Origin of the sequence: Varibaculum sp., from assembly GCF_008661855.1 — a bacterium.
Classification (GTDB): Bacteria; Actinomycetota; Actinomycetes; order Actinomycetales; family Actinomycetaceae; genus Varibaculum; species Varibaculum timonense_A.
In genome coordinates this window covers 62,192-81,785 of the sequence record NZ_RPZY01000023.1, presented here as the reverse complement: position 1 = coordinate 81,785, position 19,594 = coordinate 62,192, and the positions used below count along the sequence as shown (strand labels likewise).

Sequence of the window (19,594 nt, the reverse complement as noted above, 5' to 3'; positions counted from 1 at the left end):
GACGAGGTGAGGGGCACTAAATCCAGGAGCTAAACCACATACGCCAACCCCAATGTGAATAGGGAATCGGCATCCCGCTAACTACCGGGTAGAAGAAAGCGGCGACCAATAAAATCACGATAACCAGAGCAATCCCCATGGAAACCGCGATATCTGGGGTGCGAAGCTTAGGGGGAACTAAACGGTCGCGGGCGGCTAAGACCGGTTGGGGAAGGGCGCGCAGCTGACCGAGTAGCAAACCAATCATATAGGTAACCGCGAGGGCTACAAATGGGGTTAATACCACCATATAGAACATGAAAATGGTGCGATACCAGTACAGGAGCCAGGGCGACCATAGTCCCAGGTAGCCGACCAGGATTACTCCCGCACGCCAGTCGCGGCGAACGAAGGTACAGTAAATAATCACTGCCAGGGCGATTACTCCCACCCACCACAGCATCGGGTTACCCAGCGAGGACATGGCTTCCACCGTGAAATCCCCATTATCGCCATGCGGTTTTTCAAACAGCATCGAGGTAGGGCGCTGATTAATCAGCCATTGCCACGGATAGGACTGGTAGGGGTGTTTACTGGTTACCCCAGTGTGGAACTTCATCACTTCACTCATATAGGTGAAGTAATCAGAAATAGGGTCTAACCAGGAAGAATGACCAGTAGCGGCTGCGGTTTTTCCATGTCCCCAAGCCTTGGGGTGAGCAAACCAGTTCCACCAGTTCGCAAAATATACAGCAATAGCTACCACAACTAATTGCCCAAAGGCGGGAAGCCCTCCGCGTACAATAGCTCCCAACCAAGCGCGACCTTTCCCGGTAACTGCCGGGTAATCCTTAGATAGCGCCAGGGGGTTTAACCGCAGCGCAGACAGTCGTAAAGATAAATCTCGAGCGAAAACGAAAAGCCCGCAAACTGCCAGCAGGTAAAGCCCGGACCATTTCACCGCGCACGCATACCCTAACCAAACTCCCGCCAGCACTAACCACCAGCGCACCCCTACCCGGTCATTACCTAGGTTTGCGCCTAAAAGATTACGGCTTAAACGCTCGCGTACCTGTTGCTGATCGTAGACCACACAAAGTACCCCAGCCAGGCAAAATGCGGCAAGAATTCCGTCGAGCAAACCCACCCGAGAAAGCGAAATTGCTACCCCATCAGTAGCGACAAACATTCCGGCAATCCCGGTCAAAATCCAAGAGTTAAATAATGCCCAAGCTAGGCGACACGTCAGATAAACCACTATTATCCCGCAAATAGCGGCCGCAATCCGCCAGCCGAAAGGATTAGACCAGCCAAAAATCTTCATCCCCAGCCCGATAATCCATTTACCCAGCGGAGGGTGGACTACGAAAGCGGGATCTGCGGAAAGGGTAGAAAAATCGCCGGCAATAAACTTTGTATCCGCCCCTTTAGGCCAGTTAGTTTCATAGCCAAAATGCCACAGGGAATAGGCATCTTTAACGTAGTAAGTTTCATCGAAAATCAGTTTGCGGGTCGAACCAAGACGCAGTAGTCGTAAAATTGCCCCTATTGCACAAACAATCACCGTAACTATCCAGGCGCGCTGAGCCTCGATTTCTTCATTCTTTCGCTGTCCACGCCATCCTCGCAGGTAAAGTCCCGGCAGTGAGGTGATAGCAGTCCAAAGGGGAGCTTTGGAACTCTTATCTTGTCCCCGGTTGGTGTTAGCTAAAACCTTTGTCACCGATACTGGCGGGGGCGGAGCGGGACGACCGGGCATTGCTTGCATATCTAGATATTAACCGGATAGGGCATAATTGTGAGAGTGCAACCTTTATCCTGGAACGCTGGCACTATTGTTTTAGCTGCCACCCCAATTGGTAATCTAGCCGATGCTACCCCCCGCCTGATTAGCGCCTTTGAACAGGCAGACCTGATTGCAGCCGAAGATACCCGCCGCACTGGGCTGCTGCGCGAGCGTCTGGGAGTAACTCGGCACGCCCCCCTAATTTCCTGTCATGAACACAATGAACAGGGCAAAGCCGAACAAATAGTTTCCCGCGCCGCAAATGGTCAGCGAGTTCTGTTGGTAACGGACGCGGGAATGCCTACGGTTTCTGACCCCGGATATGTGATTGTGCAGGTGGCGATAGCGCGCGGGGTGCCGCTGACAGTCCTGCCTGGCCCGTCTGCGCCGTTGCTTGCCCTCGCCCTCTCCGGGTTGCCTACGGATCGTTTTTGCTTTGAAGGGTTTTTGCCACGCAAACAAACTGCCCTAAGGCGGCGGTTAGAGGAGCTTTCTAGCGAGGAACGCACCATGATTTTCTTGGAATCTCCTCGACGTTTGGAAGTAACTTTGGAGGCACTGGCCCAGCTTTTTGGGGAAAAACGCTCCGCTGCGGTCTGCCGGGAACTCACCAAGATGCACGAGGACGTGTGGCGGGGCAGTCTTGGCGAACTTAAAGAAAAAGCAACAGAGGTGCGCGGAGAAATCGTGCTGGTGGTGGCAGGAGCCGCGCCGCGCACTCCCTTGACGCCTACGGAAGCAGTCAGGCTCATCCTTGACCGGGTAGAGGACGGCGAAAGACTAAAAGACGCCGCTAAAGCGGTAGCAGCCCAAAGTGGGCTCAGTTCCAAGGAACTTTATAATCAGGCGCTTGCGGAGCGAAAATAGCCAGGTCTTTAGGTATATTTTGCTTCCGGCAATGGGGCATTAGGATAGAGGTATGACTCATGTTTTATCCGCTGTTGCTTGGCCTTACGCCAACGGTCCGCGTCATATTGGACACGTAGCCGGTTTTGGCGTCCCCTCCGATGTTTTCAGCCGCTATATGCGAATGGCGGGACATGAGGTGCTAATGGTGTCGGGAACCGATGAACACGGTACCCCGATTTTGGTGCAGGCAGAGGCAGAGGGTATTTCACCCCAAGAACTCGCTGACCGCAATAACCGGCTAATCGTAGAGGATTTGGTGAATCTAGGGCTGTCCTATGACCTGTTCACCCGCACCACTACCGGCAATCATATTGCCGTTACCAAAGCCATGTTTGCGCAGGTGCGTGACAATGGCTACCTGATTGAAAAGCGAGCCATGGCCGCGATTAGTCCCTCCAATGGCCGGGCGCTACCTGACCGCTATATCGAAGGTACCTGCCCGCTGTGCGGAGCTGGCGGAGCCCGCGGAGATCAATGTGACAACTGCGGTAAACAGCTCGATCCCATCGATTTGATTGACCCGGTTTCAAAAATCAATGGGGAAACCCCCAAGTTTGAGGAAACCTCCCACTATTTCCTGGATTTGCCCGCGCTCGCGGACGCCCTCGGAAAATGGCTCGATGAACGCGAAGCCTCGGGAACTTGGCGACCTAACGTAATCCGCTTTTCCAAAAATATTCTGGCGGAAATTAAGCCGCGCGCTATGACCCGCGATATTGACTGGGGGATACCGGTTCCCGGTTGGGAAGACCAACCCAGCAAGCGCCTATATGTGTGGTTTGACGCAGTGGTGGGATATTTATCTGCCAGTATCGAGTGGGCGCGGCGCATCGGTCAGCCAGAACGTTGGCGGGAATGGTGGAATGACCCGCAGGCGCGTTCCTATTACTTTATGGGCAAAGACAATATCGTTTTCCACTCCCAGGTTTGGCCAGCGGAGCTACTCGGATATAACGGCGAGGGCGAGCGCGGCGGCGAGCCCGGTGAAATGGGGCGGCTCAACCTGCCCACCGAAGTGGTTTCTTCTGAATTTCTAACTATGGAGGGTAAAAAGTTCTCTACCTCTAAATCTGTGGTGATATATGTGCGGGATATGCTTTCGCGCTACCAGGCCGATGCCTTGCGCTATTTTATTTCCGCAGCTGGTCCCGAAAACCAGGATGCTGACTTTACCTGGGCAGAGTTCGTGCGCCGCACCAATGACGAATTGGTTGCTGCCTGGGGGAACTTGGTTAACCGCGTGGCTTCGATGATCCATAAACGAGTGGGAGCGATTCCGCAGCCTGGACAGTTACAACCCGAGGATAAACAGCTCTTAGACCAGGTTGAAGCCGGGTTTGCTGCGGTAGGACAGCTAATTGAAACCCATCGGCAAAAGGCAGCATTGCAGCAGATTATGCGGCTGGTTGCTTTAGCTAACCAATATGTGGCATCTACCGAGCCCTTCAAATTGAAAACCCCGGATACTCAGGAGCGCCTACACACGATATTATGGGTGTTGGCACAGGTTATTGCCGACCTGAACCTGATGTTTTCACCGTTCTTGCCGTCCTCGGCCAATGCTATCGACCGGGTATTTGGCGGGCAAGGGCAGATTGCCCCCATGCCTCGTATTGAAGAAGTAACTGATTTAGACCAAACTAGAGAAGATGGCTCAGATTTCAACTATCCCATTATTACGGGTGATTACGGTGATGTTCCGCAGTGGGGTAGACATGAGGTTAAGATTGGAAACACAGTTTCTAAACCTAAACCCGTGTTTGAGAAACTAGATTCTGAGATTATAGAAGAGGAACTAGCCAGACTGGCATAACTGAGGGGTAAAAGGAGAGGGACGTGGCTGGGTTTTGGCAACGCTTAAAAAGGCTCTTTCGAGGGTCTTCGGCTCGTGATGGCGAGCCCAATTCCTCCTTGCCTCTGGCTCTAGAGAGCGCCACTAAAGATACAAATAAACCGGAGCAGGAACGCAAAGTGTATGAATCCTCCGGGGTAGTGATTTTAGAAGATAACAGCGTCAGTGACGTGGAATCAAAACCTGTTTCTTCGTTCTCCTCTAGTGGCGCAGATTCCGCGTCCGCTCAGGAAAAACCTACAGAAACTACGTCAGAGGGTGGGGCTGGAGAAACCCCTAAATCCGCTGATACTGATTCCGCGGTGCCCCAGGAAGAATCCTCCCACGCTTCCTCGGACACAGAAAACTCAAGCTCCCAGTCACAGACAGAATCGGTCAGCGAGCCGAATCGTAAAATCCCGGTACATGGGGTGAAAACTGCGGATATTTGCGCAGCTAGTGCCGATGCTGTCTACGGGTCTCCCGCGATTGACCGCACTCCGGGCAGAAAACTAATTCTCGCTTTCGAAAAACGTATCCCCAATCAACGCTGCGAAGTGTGGTACACCCGCAGCAGTGACCACGGTATCAGCTGGGAAGAACCGCGAGTCCTATTTGACCAGGAAACATATACGGATTCGGGTGAGTGTTTCACATCCCCGCAGATTATTATTTCCCAGGTTACCGGGCGGGTTTTCGTTGCGGTAACTACGCGCACCGCTAAAGATGACTCCAAGAATCGGATTGCAGTAGCTTTCACCGATGACGAGGGCGATACCTGGCGTTACCGGGATTTGACTACCTTGGTTGATGGTGATCAAAACTGGGTTTCCCGGCGTACCGCCTATGGTCACGGTTTGCAGGTTCGTAACGGAGTTTGGACTGGCAGGCTCGCCTATGTGGCGATAGCTACTGATAGTGATGGCAGGCGAGGAGCGGTCGCAGTTTGCTCTGACGATCAGGGAATTTCCTGGTGGGCCGGTAAACTAGCTGGTGAAACCGTAGTGCAAGCTACTATTACCGAGCTAAATGACGGCAGTCTGGTATTGGGGTGTGTAGAGGAAACTGAAAGTGGATTTACCTTTAACGCTTACGGCTCCAAGGATGGCGGGCGTAGTTTCACCACCCAACTTGAACAAAAAGCGCTTGGCAGTGCGCTTCCGGCAGCGGTAGAACGAGCTTTCTATTCTGCCCCTGAACATACAGAACAGGCGCGAGTCATGCTATCAGTGGCGCGCAACCAAAACGGGCAGGGTACTGTGCGCTCCATGCTAGATTATGCTTCTGAGCTGCTGGGAATCGTGCCCTTTACCTCCCATCCAGTGAACGCGATAGATATCGTCTCCCTAGAAGATGTTCGTATCGTTGCGGTAGCCTACGAGACTGATTCCGGAATATCGGTATCGGTTCTCTGTATCGACACTTTGTCCCTTAAATATCTAGCAGTCGGCTGGAATGCCCGCGAGGAAGAACAAAACCAGGTTCTACGTCGCGCCGGTCTGCTAACTAGATAACTTTTCTCCGATAACCAGGTTTAATGATAGATTTTAACGCCCTTTTTTCTGCTGATACTCCCACGTCCCAAACCGTGCTACCCGGCGGGGTTTTTGCTGCTGGCAACGCTACGCCCGCCCCTGCCTCCAGCCCCGAAGACATAGTGAGCGGGTTAAATGAACCCCAACGCCAAGCGGTAGAGCACTATGGTCGCCCCCTGTTAGTAATGGCAGGAGCAGGCTCAGGAAAAACGCGGGTACTCACTCGACGTATCGCCTATTTGTTGGCTACTGACCGCGCACGTCCAGAACAGATATTAGCGATTACATTTACTAACAAGGCAGCCGCAGAAATGCGCGAACGGGTCAGCTCCCTAGTAGGAGAGCAAGCCGGGAAAATGTGGGTATCAACTTTTCACTCTGCCTGCGTGCGAATCTTACGGCGATATGCGGATGCTGCTGGTCTAAAATCCTCGTTCACTATTTATGACCAGGCGGATGCAACCCGTCTAGTGTCCATGATTTTGAAAGAAGCACAATTAGACCCCAAGCGTTTTCCGGCGAAAAAGATTCAAGGAAGAATCTCTGATTTGAAAAACTCGCTCATTGATCCGGACACTTATGTTAGTTCTGCTGGTCTAGGTGCTGATGCAGAAGTGGTAGCGAAAGTTTACCCCATCTATCAGCGTCGCCTTAAAGCCGCAAATGCCCTAGATTTCGATGATTTAATCATGCGTACGGTACAGTTGTTTCAGACGAATTCCCTGGTACAGGCGAGTTTTTGTCACCGTTTCCGTCACGTCCTGGTAGATGAGTATCAAGATACTAACCATGCCCAATATATTCTGGTGAAGCTACTGGCAGGAGTGTCCGGAGCAGCCGTAGATAACGCTGTTCAAGACGTTAATAGCGCCAGCGCTATCGGGCAAGTAACTCCGGCAGAACTGACCGTAGTAGGAGACTCTGACCAGTCTATATATGCTTTTCGCGGAGCAACCGTCCGTAATATTGAAGAGTTCGAGAAAGATTTCCCCGGAGCTACCACCGTCTACCTGGAACAAAATTATCGTTCCAGTGGAAATATTTTAGCGGCGGCGAACGCAGTTATTTCCCATAATAAGACTCGACACAAGAAGAGACTCTGGACTGCCTCAGGTGAGGGCGAAAAAGTGGGGGTCAGGGTATCCTCCGGTGACCGCGAAGAAGCTCTCGGTGTGGTTGAAGAAATCAATAAACTGGTTAGCGGTAAATATACCTATGGAGATATTGCGATTTTTTACCGGATTAACGCCCATTCGCGCCTCTTGGAAGAAACTTTGACCCACGCCGGTATTCCTTACCGGATTATTGGGGGCACCAAGTTCTATGAACGAAAAGAAATCAAAGACGCTATCGCTTATCTGCAGTTGGTGGCTAACCCCGACGATACGGTTTCTTTCTTCCGGGTGATTAACACTCCGAAACGTTCATTGGGAGACAAGGCACAGGACGCTCTCCAAGCCGCAGCGAATATTTATGATATTTCTCCTGGTAGGGCTGCCGCTTTGGTTTGGTTTCAAGAGTTAGGTGAGCAGTATCCCGAGCTGAGCCTCGACCCTAATCTGTCTGGTTTAAGCGAAACTGTTTCCAAAACTACGCAAGTTACCGGCTTACCGGCGCGGGCATGCACAAATATTGCCAAGTTTTGGGATTGCCTGGTTCAAGCCCGAAAGGCATATGTAGAAGGCGAACCATTAAAGGATATTTTACAAAAAGTGCTCACCGGCTCCGGTTATTTAGATTCGCTGCAAGCATCTAAAGATCCGCAGGACGGGGTACGCCTGGATAACCTCTCGGAGTTCTATAACGTGGCTTCCCAATTCAGTCAGGACGAACCTGAGGGTACTTTAGTGGATTTCTTAGAGCGGATTGCCCTGGTGGCCGATGCGGATCAACTGCCCGGTGACCAGCGAGGACAGGTTACTTTAATGACCGTACATATGGCGAAGGGCCTAGAGTTCCCGGTGGTGTTTGTGACGGGATTGGAGGAAGGAACTTTCCCACATTCTCGGGCTTTGGGAGAAGCTGCTGAGATGGCGGAGGAGCGCCGCCTAGCCTATGTGGCGATTACCCGTGCGCAGCAGAAAGTGTATTTGACTGCTGCCCATAACCGGCAAATGTGGGGTGAAAGTCGCTGGCAGCCGCTTTCTCCGTTCCTGCTAGATATGCCAAGCGATTTGCTAGATAAGCCGGAGCAGCTAACTAAGAACAATTCTCAGTTTGATTTTTCCTCAGCCAGTTCTGCCTGGGGTTTGGGTGATAGTTGGGGTAATACTTCCCGAGGACGTAGCGGTAGTTATGGCAATCGCGGCAGCAACTATGGTAAACAGCAAGGAGCTTCCAGGTATCGAGAGGACGAAGCTAGTACCCCGGCTTTTGGAGCGGGAGGTATCGGTAAGGTTACTCGTAGGCAGACGGGGAAGGTGAAGCGGTTGGGAACCGAGCTGGGGGCACGTACCGATGCAAATGCTTCAATTGGGAAAGCTGTGGGAGTGAGTACTGGAGATAGTGTCCGCCATGACAAGTTCGGGGAAGGCGTTGTGATTTCGATTGAGGGAAGCGGGCGTTCCAAGAGCGCAAAAGTGGAGTTTTCGGGGGGCGTAACTAAACGGTTACTGCTGCGTCTAGCGCCAATGGAGAAAATCTAGCTGACGGGAGCTGGGCGGTTATTCCTGGTCTTAATCAGTTGTCCTGAAAAATAATAGTGGGGGGTTGGGCACTTTGCCCAACCCCCCACTATTTTGGCTCTACCCGACCTCAAAGGGTTTGGTAAGCAAAAAGAGGTCTAGAGGATTCCCAGTTCCTTAACGGTAGCGATTTCCTCTTCAGCTGCCTTCGCGTTTGCTACGATATGCTGCTTGGTCTTTTCGGGGAGCTCCAGACCTTCCACTACCTGGTACTGTCCGTCTTTGCAAATGACGGGCATACCGTAGATGAGGCCTTCAGGAACCCCGTATTCGCCGTGAGAAGGACCGGCAATAGTGGTCCAGTCGCCCTCTGGCGTTCCCAAAGCCCAAGAATGCATATGGTCGATAGCCGCCGAAGCCGCCGAAGCCGCCGAAGAAGCACCCCGCGCCTCGATAATGGCAGCACCCCGCTTAGCTACGGTAGGTACGAAGTAGTCGTCCAACCAAGCCTCATCAACCAGTTCCGGAGCCGGCTTGCCGTCTACAGTAGCGAAGGTGAGGTCAGGGTATTGGTCAGCGGAGTGATTACCCCACACAATCATCTTCTTGATGTCTTTGACTGCCGCGCCGGTCTTTTCGGCTAGCTGGGAGATAGCGCGGTTGTGATCTAGGCGCATCATAGCGGTGAAACGCTCTGCCGGTACGTCCGGAGCGGACTTGCAAGCAATATAGGCGTTGGTGTTCGCCGGGTTTCCTACTACTAATACCCGAATGTCATCAGCTGCATGGTCGTTAATAGCTTTGCCTTGCGGACCGAAAATACCGCCATTAGCGGCCAAAAGGTCAGCGCGTTCCATACCTTTGCCGCGCGGACGTGCTCCAACTAGCAAACCATAGGAGCATCCCTCAAAAGCTTTATTAGCGTCGTCGTAAATATCTACCCCAGCAAGTAGCGGGAAGGCGGCATCGTTTAGTTCCATTGCGGTTCCCTCGGCAGCTTTAACTGCTTGCGGGATTTCTAGCAGGTTCAGTTTTACCGGCTGATTGGGGCCGAGCATAGCGCCAGAAGCAATACGGAATAGGAGGGCGTAGCCAATGTTACCGGCAGCACCAGTAACGGTTACGGTAACAGGTTTTTTGCAGCAACATTCTGCCATGTGATTCTCCTTTGATGAAAGGTTGTTATCTACCGACCGCGCGGTCGGTCAAGCCAAGTAGACTTATGATTCCACCCTAGCGCTTTAGAGTGCTATCTGCCACCATCAATGAATAAATGTCAGAACAAAGATGCAGATAGGGTCGCGCTTAAAGATTGCAAGATGTAGTTGGTATTCCCTGGTCTGGGATACCGATACTTTGGGTATTACCCTGATAGTTTTGTGGTTCCAACTACCTAGAGGAGTTATCACGGTAGAAAATAAGAACCTATTCGCTGCTGCCGGTAAAAACAGTATGTTCGTAAAGGAAAAAACGCAGGATTGTTCCTAGCACCAGACCGATAATGTTGGCAGAGATATTGTCTGCCAACAGAGAGGTAAAGCCTAGTAGATAGTGGCTTACTCCCAAGCAGATAACGGCGGGAAGCATCCCTAAACCGTTCACTACTACGAAACCCATGAACTCTTGTAGCGGATTTTTTGTACGTTTATGGCGGAACGTCCAGTACCGATTCACTATCCAAGAAAAAACGGTAGCCGCCCCGGCAGCTAGAATCTTGGAGGTAAGGGGATGGGAAGAAAAAACACCTAGCATCAACAGGTTGAATATTGAAATATCCACCAGATAGTTCATTCCTCCAACCAGGCAGAACTTAATAATACGAACCAGGCGACCAGGGGCGCGAAAATAGCTTAATACTTTTTGCACAACTAAAAGTTAAAGGCGTGAATAAACCGGGGTTAGCTGTGCGGTACGCTGGTTCGAAAGTCTGTCTGTACGGCGACCGTCAGCTAACTGACCCTGCGCCCAGTTGCCAAGACAACGCATATCGTTTTGTTTGTTCAGCATACAGGTGAAAGTGCTGCCCATAAACAAGGTGGAACGCTCACCCGGTTTCATATAAGAATCTAATCCGCTGACACTAGGAGCAGCTCCAATGAGCTGAGTGTCAGTTAGACCTACACGGGAAGTTAGAGGAATGTTTGACCCGAGTTGTCCAAAATCGTTACGTCCCCAACAGTAGGTGCTGCCGCCAGTAGTAACGGCACAAGCCCCGTAATTCCCTAAGTAAACTTGTCCGACCTGGGGTAGAGCACTCACCAGTTCCGGCTGTGAAACCGCACCTCTCGCCATGACATTTCCGGGTTTGCCAGCCTGTCCATCAGTATTGACCCCCCAACAATAAAGCCGTTTACTCTCGGCGATAGCGCAGGAGTAATCACCGGCTGCCCGCAGGGAGGTGAACTTCATATCTGATACCCGAGTGGGGCGCAGCTGATAGCCAAGAGTTAGGAGATCATTGCGAGCATCAAAACGGGAATTGACCCCCCAGCAATACACGGTGGAATCTTGCCTGAGGGCGCAGGTGTGGTCATTGCCGGTAGCGACCTCTTTTACTTCGGTCATTACCGCGACTGGTTTGAGCTGGTTGCCGATGTTGGTACTGTTGCCAATCTGAGCCATGTCATTAGCTCCCCAGCAGGTCAGTACCCCGGAGTTGGAAAGAGCGCAGGTATGGCGTCCTCCCACAGAAATTTGTGCCGTATCTGCGGGTAAGGAGCTAACTCGGAGAGGATTAAAAGAACCAGAAAGTTCATTTCGGGGACGAACCTGTCCTAGTTGCCCATAAGCATTATCGCCCCAGCAGTAAACATAGCTGTCGGTGCCAAGAGCACAGGTGTGCTCCCTGCCCGTGGCAATCTGCGTGAACTTCACTGGCTGATTCGCTATTGTTTGCGGAATAATAGCGGGTTGGCGCGTGATTGGAATACCTAGCTGACCAGATTCATTAACCCCCCAACAGCGTGCCGTGCCATCGGTGCGCAGCCCACAGGCAAAGGAACCCGAAGCAGAGGCGCGTCGTAAATCTTGAGCAACCCCCACTGGCTGTACCGTGTCGGAGGGGGATTGGGTGGGGTTAAAAGTTGGAACTGGGGACGGTCCGGGTTGAACCGGGCGGAGAGAAAGGATGATGCGCGGCCCGTTAAAGGTAGGGGTAGGTGAAGGACCGGGCATTACCGGTTCGTATTCGGAGGAGGAATCGGTGGTGGTAGTGGCGGTAGTAGGTTGCGGGTTCACCGGTGTCAAGGTTAGTTCATAGGTAGGTTTGGTCGATCCCGCAATTGAGGTGGTGGGGGAAATAATTAATGCTCCCAGGATGATTAGCAGTGCCAGTATGGCTAAGGCTGCCTGTACTGCAATACGGCGCTTAGACGTGGCATCGCGCATCCGAAATCACCTCCCGCCCTGCCGCAGGTATAATCCAACTAACCTGAGTATATTCTAACTTATTATTAACGAACTTTAAAGTCTGAAATCTGGATAATCTTTCCTCGTTTGTGGCAAACTTTTGTATTTCGGTAACGGCTAACGTCATCTGCGGTAGTCTGTAGCTATGAGTATTTTAGTTACGGGAGGTGCCGGCTATATTGGCGCCCATGTGGTTCGTCTCTTACAGCAACGCGGAGAAAAGGTAGTAGTCGTTGATGACCTTTCCTACGGTAGTCCTACCCGGATTGGGGACGCGAAACTGGTACAACTTGATGTTGCCAGCTCCGGGGCTCGTAAGGTTTTATTCCAAACTCTCATTGACGAGGACGTCACGGCAGTTATCCATTTTGCTGCGCGTAAACAGGTGGGGGAATCGGTAGAAAAACCCATGTGGTACTACCAGCAGAACGTTGGGGGACTGGCCAATATGATGTCCGCTATGCGTGATGCCGGAGTTCGGCAAATGATTTTCTCGTCCTCAGCGGCAGTCTATGGGCAGCCAGATGTACCAGTGGTGCCGGAAGAACTTGCCGGTAAACCCATCAATCCCTATGGGGAAACCAAATTGATTGGGGAATGGATGATGGCGGACTGTGAACGCGCCTGGGGGCTGCGTTGGATTGGTTTGCGCTACTTTAATGTTGCTGGATCCGGCTGGGACGATTTGGGCGATCCTGCCCGACTTAACCTAATCCCGATGGTGCTTGAACGCCTGGCAAAGGGCAAACACCCAGCTATCTTTGGTAGTGATTATGACACTCCTGATGGTACGTGCGTGCGCGACTATATCCACGTAAAAGACCTGGCTGAAGCACATTTACATGCTCTTGATTATGTCGCTTCCGGTCAAGAGATGGAACACCATACTTTCAATGTGGGGACTGGGCAAGGTACTTCCGTAAAAGAAATTGTAGAGGGATTGCGACAGGTTACCGGGATTGATTTCCAAGCCGATGAGCAGCCTCGCCGCGCCGGGGATCCTGCTCAGCTAATCGGGGATACTACCCGGATTCGCGTTGACTTGGATTGGAAAGCAGAATACGGAGTCAAGGAGATTCTTGAATCTGCCTGGAGTGCTTGGCAGGCAGGTCCAGATAAAATTGAAGGACTATAAACAGCAAATATAGTCCCGTTCTCTATCTTTTCCGGGGTTGATAGGAATACTTTCTATCAACCCCGGAAAAATTTTTTTCTTCTACGCTTGTAGTGTTTGAAGATACCAATGATTTGGGATTCTAAGGTACTGCAGATTTGGGGCTAATGTCAGAATGGGTATTAGCCCCAAATTTTCTAAATCTCGACTACTTAAACGATCTCTTTGGTGTTTTCAGTGATGATAACAGGTAGGAAATCTTCTATATCTTAAAACCTAAGGATTTCCGGTAGAGATTTCGCGCCGTCACGATTAGCTTCCGATTGTCTCAGAATCAAGAATTATCTTCTATCTAGTTGTATGAAAAGCAAACTATCGTATTAAATCTGTGTGTTTTAAGAAAGATAATTGCAAAAAATCGCACCTAATATGGCTCGAAACTGAGTTATTTCTTAGCAGATTGATGCGAAAATGACGGTGAATGCAACGTGGCATTGGAAAAACCTAATCACTAAGGAGTGATGATGAAAAAGATAGCGAAACTTGCAACAGTTTGTGCACTAGCTCTAACCGTAGGCGGGTTAAGTGGATGTAGCAGTGGGGGTAGTACCTCAAAAGGCAATGATTCAGAGATACTTGTATGGAGTCAGGTTACTGGCCCCGATGCGAAGGCGGCAAAAACTACTTTCGACGCTTATAACAAGACTAATCCGCGCGTAAAAGTAAAGATGCTAACGATGAAGAAAGACACCTTTAACGCGAAGCTAGCTACTACCGCTCGTAGCGGAAAGGATGTTCCTGATATAGCTTGGGTGGCTTCCGAGGAAGTTCCTTCCTGGCAGAGTCAGGGTATTTTGGAAACTTGGGATGAGCTCATTAAAGGTACAAAACTAAGAAATGATGCTTACTTGCCTGCCGCCTGGAAAGCAGGTCAGGTTGAGAACTCCCAATATGGCATTCCGGGAACCATGGGAACCTGGGTTATGTATTACAACAAGGATTTAGTTAAAAAATATGTACCAGGGGCAATGGATGACGGTATTGCCACTTTTGAAGAAATTGAAAAAGCTGGTGCTGCCGCAAAAGCGGATGGTATTTATTCATACTCTAACTCCTGGCCATTCCAAAACTACGACAATCTTTATCTCCAAATGGGCGGTAAATGGACAGATGGTAGCGGCAGCATCTCGGTTGATAACCAGACTTCCACCAAAGTTTTTGAGGAGCTAAAAAAGCTTAATGAAGTGGGTTATATGGTTCCAAACGGTAAAGAAGCAATCAAGCTATTCATGAACGGTAAGCTGATTTTTATGCCAGAGGGTACATGGCAACTCTCCACAGTTAAAGATGCTAGCTTCGATTGGGGAGAAACAACCGTTCCCCAGTGGAATCCAGAGAACCTGGTTCAATGTTCAGGCGCTGACCAATACGTGATCGTTAAAAATAAAAATGGACGATCAGAACAGAAACAAAAGGGCATGGTCGCTTTTATGGAATGGTTGCAGTCTAACCAACTAGAAATGCTTAAGTCAGGGGTCAATCCCTCGGCCAAAGCCATGTTAGATAATCCGGAATATGCAAGTATGCCGCAATCTTTCTTGCTAAAACAGGAGAAAATTGCCAAAGCTGTGCAGGTAATCAATACTCCTGGACTCAGCTACGTAAACACCGAGATTGATGCGAGAGCATGGGACATGATTACCGGTAAAGCCGAGATTAAACAAACAATGCAGCAAATACAGAAAATTGCTGAGCAAAAGATGAAGAAATGACGCTTATACCTGTTTGTCGGGTGGACTTCAAGTAAGCTCACCCGACAAACAAGCAATAAAACAGGTCAATAGATAAATAGGTTTATATTTATGAAATCCGAACTAAGCAGGTGTAAGAGCAATATGCTTAATGGACTATGGGCGGCTCTGTTCGTAGGACCACATAGCATTTTATTTATATTATTCTTTTTGATTCCGGTCCTATATGGAATCTACGCGTCATTTACTGACTGGTCTCTGTTTGATAATCCCAGCTGGGCGGGAATTGCTAACTATAAAGAGCTCCTATTCGATAGTAATTCTATATTTCACGAACAACTGGTTAAGGGGCTATCCGCTACGCTAGTTTTCGTTATATTTACAGTGCCGCTTTGCATAGTAGTTCCTCTGATGCTTGCGTTTATGCTGCAAACACAAAAAAGATTAAAAAAGATTTTTCAAGCAGTTTTCTATATTCCCTCCATGTTTGCAGTATCAGCTGTCATGCTAATTTTTGCATTCTTGTTAAGTCGTTCTTATGGCCCGCTCTCCCAATGGTTTGGTGTTGATGTTAATGTTACTCAAACACAGCCTTACGCTTGGATTGTATTGATATTAGTTACTGTATGGTGGTGTATAGGGCAAAACCTGATAATTTACATTGCTGCTCTAGGTGGAGTGTCGCAAGAACAAATTGATGCGGCTAGAATTGATGGAGCATCAAATCTACGTATACTTCGCCAAATTCAACTTCCCAGTATCCAGCTACCAATGCTTTTCACAGTTATCACGACCACCGTTCTGCAGTTTAATGTATACGGTCAACCTCTAATGCTGACAAATGGTGGTCCGAATGAATCCACGAAGGTTCTACTTATGAGCATTCAACAGAATGCGTTTGGATCCGGAGTGCCGGTTGCAGGAATGGCATCAGCGATGGCAACGATATTAGGTCTAGTTATTATCCTGGTTTCCGCAGTCGAGCTCATCATTTTAAGACTCTGTCAAAAGTAGGTAAATCATGAAGTTTAAAACCGTTGAAAAACTCTTCGCGGGAGTTGTGCTTCTAGCTCTTTCTGTCCTATGGATTATTCCTGTAGTTTGGGCATTTTTTACTTCATTTAAATCAAAAAATGAAATTATTTCTAGTGGTTTTAGTCTGATTCCAAATAAATTTACTCTTGCTAACTATATCGAGCTACTAGGTTCCAATGAGCAGACTCCTGTATTAACTTGGTTCGTCAATTCATTAATAATCTCAGTGGGTCAAACTCTCTTGGTATTAATAGTAGTTTCGTTGGCTGCTTACGGTTATACTCGAGTTAATTTTAAAGGTAGGGATGTACTTTTCTTATTCTTGCTATCGACTATGATGTTTCCGTCCGTCCTTAGCTTAATTCCCAATTATAAAATTGTAGACACTTTAGGACTGTTGAATTCTCCTCTAGCCGTGATATTGCCAGGTGCAGCAGGCGTATATAACGTTTTTCTTGTTCACCAGTTTGCCAAAGCGATACCTGATGAGCTCGATGAGGCCGCTAGGATAGATGGAGCAAATCATCTGCAAGTTTATTGGCATGTAATCATGCCGCTATTAAAACCTGCGCTAACAGTAGTGGCATTATTTACTTTTACGGCAGCTTGGAATGACTTTTTATGGCCATCAATCGTGCTTACTGATGTAGAGAGTATGGCTATAACCCCTGGGTTACAGCTATTGCAAGGACAATATGAGACCTATCCGGGAATCTCTACTGCTGGAGCATTGGTAGCCCTGCTACCAATGCTAGGCATATTCATTTTTGCTCAGAAATATTTTATGGAAGCGCTGCATATGACTAGCGGCATTAAATAAATAGGAGAAATCCCTTGAACTACTTACGCAATGAATACCCTCGTCCGCAATTTGAAAGAGAAAACTGGATAAACCTAAATGGTGTTTGGAACTTCTGCTTTGATGACGAAGATAAAGGATTGCAGCAACGCTGGTATCTTTCAAACCAGCCTTTTGATAGGAAAATAAATGTACCTTTTGTGTATGAGAGTGAACTAAGCGGTATTAACTGTCAAGATCGACATGACATTATCTGGTATAAACGGGAATTTGAGCTTCCCGAGTTATCTCCGCAAGAGAATTTGATTCTTCATTTTGGAGCAGTTGACTATCAAGCAAAGGTGTTTCTTAACGGACAACTAGTTAAGGAACATACTGGAGGTGAAACCCCATTTTCAGTCAATATCACTCCGTTCCTTAAGGAAGAGACCTCTCAAAGTCTCTGTCTACGAGTCTATGATCCGCTGGAAAATCAGGAGATACCAAGGGGAAAGCAGTTTTGGGAGTCCTGTTCTAAGGGAATTTGGTACACCCGCAGCAGTGGGATTTGGCAAACGGTATGGATGGAAGTGGTAGAACATCAACATATCGAATCCCTAGGGATGAAACCTGATGTGGATAAGGGCTCTGTCGAGCTTTCTATTGGGTTAAAAAACCAGAATAAAAATAACTGGATAGATTTAAGAATCTATTACCGCGACCTATTGGTGACAGAAACTCGCACCAGGTGTATCGAAAATAGGCTAAAGATAACCGTTGATATTGTGCAGTCTGATATTTTCAAGACAGGATTCCACGGTCCTGAGGAGTACATTTGGAGTCCGGAATATCCTAATCTGTTTTCGGTCGAACTAACCCTGATAGATTCTGATTCACAACGTGAACGAGATTTTATAAAAAGCTATTTTGGAATGCGTAAAATTCATTCTGAAAATGGAATCATATATTTGAACAATAAACCTTACTATCAAAAACTTATCCTTGACCAGGGATATTGGCCTAAGAGTTTACTGACTGCGCCTAGCGACGCAGACTATCGACAGGATATTACTCTCGCCAAACAGATGGGATTTAACGGATGTCGCAAACATCAAAAACTAGAAGATCCTCGGTTTCTTTATTGGGCGGACAAGCTGGGGTATCTGGTATGGGAAGAATGCTCTTCTACCCCCCTGTTTACCACACAATCACAAATTGCTATCCTTGATTCTTGGAAAGAAACGTACCTGCGAGACCGCAATCATCCGTGTATCGTTGCGTGGGTTCCGTTAAATGAAAGCTGGGGAGTGCCGAATATTCATGCTGACGAGAGTCAGCAGCATTGGGCTCAGAGTTTGTACCATTTTTTACACTCGCTCGACAACACTCGTTTAGTTAGTTCTAATGATGGATGGGATCAGACCATCACTGATATCTGCGCAATTCACAATTATCGATTTGGTAGAAGCGTAGTCGATTCCGAATTTACGGATTTTCGCGAGAATCTAGAATCGAAAGAAACGCTGGTTTCACAGTTAATCAGTGGACGTCCAGTGTATGCTAATGGATTCGACTACAAAGGGGAGCCCATTCTTATCACGGAATGTGGTGGTATCGGATTTGCCACTGATCAGGCTTCGGATTGGAGTTACCTCAATGTATCTTCCGACTCAGATTTCCTATCGGCTTATCGTAGACTTATCTCGGCTCTTTATTCCTCCAAGGATGTTCAGGGATTTTGCTACACCCAGCTAACAGATGTCGAGCAAGAAGTAAATGGGTTACTAACCTATGACCGTAAGCCCAAATTTGATTTGGAGAAACTACGCGAGATTAACGCAAATAACAAGCTGTACAGTTAAAATCTCTAGAGTTAATAATCAGTCGCATAGAGCCTGGAGAGCGTCGGATATGGAACTTCGTTTGGACGATGAATCTCTGGTGGTCTACCGGGCTCTAGCTTCTGATTCACGCTTGAGCATCCTGAAAAAGTTATCTCAGGAGCCGGCAACTGCCAGTGAGTTAGCGAAAAGTCTGCATCTTAGTAAAACAACTCTATCTAGACATCTAAGCCAATTACGGCAAGCAGGATTGGTTCAAGTAAAAGATGATACGAACAATAGGGATCGGCGACGAAAGCTAGTTTACTTGACTGTGGATTCCGCTGAAATAGTTTTTCCTTCAAAAATATATCTACCGTTCGAACGGGTTACCCAGAAGACTCCAGTTGGGTACTATTCAGATTTCCAAGTTGAACCAACCTGTGGTCTAGCCAGTCGAAATGATGTCATAGGAGTGATTGATGATCCTCGTAGCTTCACCTATAACGAGCGAATAAGAGCTGAACTGCTTTGGTTTTCATCTGGGTTTGTATTGTACCGTCTACAAAACCCTTTAGAGCCAAGTCACCGGCCGGAAATGCTTGATATTTCAATCGAGATATGTAGCGAATACCCTGGCTCTAATAATGAGTGGAAAAGTGACATCTTGTTTATAATCAACGATGTAGAAGTGGGAACATGGACCGCGCCTGGTAATTTCTCCGACGTCCGCGGGGTATTGACACCCTCTTGGTGGAAATCAAACTTAAGCCAATACGGAACCCTAATCCATCTAAGAATCAATTACGAAGACAGCTCAGTAAATGGTAAGAAAATATCTGCCTGCACTCTAAACGATTTGCGTTTACACTCATCCCCGTTTTTATCTATAAAAATAGCTAGTAAACCTAGCTCTCCTAACCAAGGGGGAGTAACTATTTTTGGTAAGCATTTCGGCAATCACGCTCAGGATATCGTAACTACCTTGTATTATTCGAAACCTAAAGATGCAAAAAACCAATAG

At 48.5% G+C, this 19,594-nt stretch carries 14 protein-coding genes; 10 read left to right on the top strand and 4 right to left on the bottom strand.

The features are described from left to right. Positions 1-16 precede the first annotated feature (16 nt). Positions 17-1,747: a phospholipid carrier-dependent glycosyltransferase gene (locus QZT94_RS02425; protein WP_296760690.1), complete on the bottom strand. Its 1,731-nt coding sequence runs from the start codon at positions 1,745-1,747 to the stop codon at positions 17-19. A gap of 30 nt (positions 1,748-1,777) precedes the next feature. On the opposite strand from QZT94_RS02425, the gene rsmI reads away from it, so the two are divergent. From rsmI to QZT94_RS02405, 4 genes are read left to right on the top strand one after another with little or no spacing between them, the layout of a single operon-like run. Then, entirely contained in the window at positions 1,778-2,632 is an 855-nt protein-coding gene (rsmI, locus tag QZT94_RS02420; RefSeq protein ID WP_296760691.1) for a 16S rRNA (cytidine(1402)-2'-O)-methyltransferase, read from the top strand. A 52-nt stretch (positions 2,633-2,684) separates the two neighbouring features. Beyond that, a complete protein-coding gene (metG, locus tag QZT94_RS02415; RefSeq protein ID WP_296760692.1) occupies positions 2,685-4,487 on the top strand; it encodes a methionine--tRNA ligase in 1,803 nt (600 codons plus the stop codon). 23 nt (positions 4,488-4,510) lie between these two features. Then, positions 4,511-6,019, top strand: a complete 1,509-nt coding sequence (locus QZT94_RS02410; protein ID WP_270626189.1) for a sialidase family protein — start codon at positions 4,511-4,513, stop codon at positions 6,017-6,019. A gap of 23 nt (positions 6,020-6,042) precedes the next feature. Continuing rightward, complete coding sequence (locus QZT94_RS02405) at positions 6,043-8,685, top strand: UvrD-helicase domain-containing protein (protein WP_296760695.1); 2,643 nt, start codon at positions 6,043-6,045, stop codon at positions 8,683-8,685. A gap of 137 nt (positions 8,686-8,822) precedes the next feature. Here the strand turns inward: QZT94_RS02405 and QZT94_RS02400 are convergent, their stop codons facing one another. The 3 genes from QZT94_RS02400 to QZT94_RS02390 all read right to left on the bottom strand — a co-directional run bounded on the left by QZT94_RS02400 (position 8,823) and on the right by QZT94_RS02390 (position 12,051). Next, positions 8,823-9,821 (bottom strand): malate dehydrogenase, encoded by a 999-nt coding sequence (locus QZT94_RS02400; RefSeq protein WP_296760696.1) that lies wholly within the window; start codon positions 9,819-9,821, stop codon positions 8,823-8,825. 268 nt (positions 9,822-10,089) lie between these two features. Then, entirely contained in the window at positions 10,090-10,530 is a 441-nt protein-coding gene (locus QZT94_RS02395; RefSeq protein WP_296760698.1) for a GtrA family protein, read from the bottom strand. Positions 10,531-10,539: 9 nt separating this feature from the next. Then, on the bottom strand, positions 10,540-12,051 hold the full coding sequence (locus QZT94_RS02390; RefSeq protein ID WP_296760699.1) for a hypothetical protein: 1,512 nt from the start codon (positions 12,049-12,051) through the stop codon (positions 10,540-10,542). Between the two features lie 166 nt (positions 12,052-12,217). Between QZT94_RS02390 and galE the strand changes: the two genes are divergently transcribed. The 6 genes from galE (at position 12,218) to QZT94_RS02360 (ending at position 19,594) form a co-directional block, all read left to right on the top strand. After that, positions 12,218-13,207 carry a UDP-glucose 4-epimerase GalE gene (galE, locus tag QZT94_RS02385; protein ID WP_270626194.1) on the top strand — a complete coding sequence of 330 codons (990 nt, stop codon included), beginning with the start codon at positions 12,218-12,220 and terminating at the stop codon, positions 13,205-13,207. 500 nt (positions 13,208-13,707) lie between these two features. Further along, complete coding sequence (locus QZT94_RS02380; RefSeq protein ID WP_296760701.1) at positions 13,708-14,958, top strand: extracellular solute-binding protein; 1,251 nt, start codon at positions 13,708-13,710, stop codon at positions 14,956-14,958. A 123-nt stretch (positions 14,959-15,081) separates the two neighbouring features. After that, positions 15,082-15,951 carry a sugar ABC transporter permease gene (locus tag QZT94_RS02375; RefSeq protein ID WP_270626196.1) on the top strand — a complete coding sequence of 290 codons (870 nt, stop codon included), beginning with the start codon at positions 15,082-15,084 and terminating at the stop codon, positions 15,949-15,951. A gap of 7 nt (positions 15,952-15,958) precedes the next feature. Next, positions 15,959-16,792: a carbohydrate ABC transporter permease gene (locus QZT94_RS02370; protein ID WP_072510635.1), complete on the top strand. Its 834-nt coding sequence runs from the start codon at positions 15,959-15,961 to the stop codon at positions 16,790-16,792. Positions 16,793-16,806: 14 nt separating this feature from the next. Continuing rightward, on the top strand, positions 16,807-18,612 hold the full coding sequence (locus QZT94_RS02365) for a glycoside hydrolase family 2 (RefSeq protein ID WP_072510636.1): 1,806 nt from the start codon (positions 16,807-16,809) through the stop codon (positions 18,610-18,612). 49 nt (positions 18,613-18,661) lie between these two features. Continuing rightward, positions 18,662-19,594, top strand: a complete 933-nt coding sequence (locus tag QZT94_RS02360) for an ArsR family transcriptional regulator (RefSeq protein WP_072510637.1) — start codon at positions 18,662-18,664, stop codon at positions 19,592-19,594.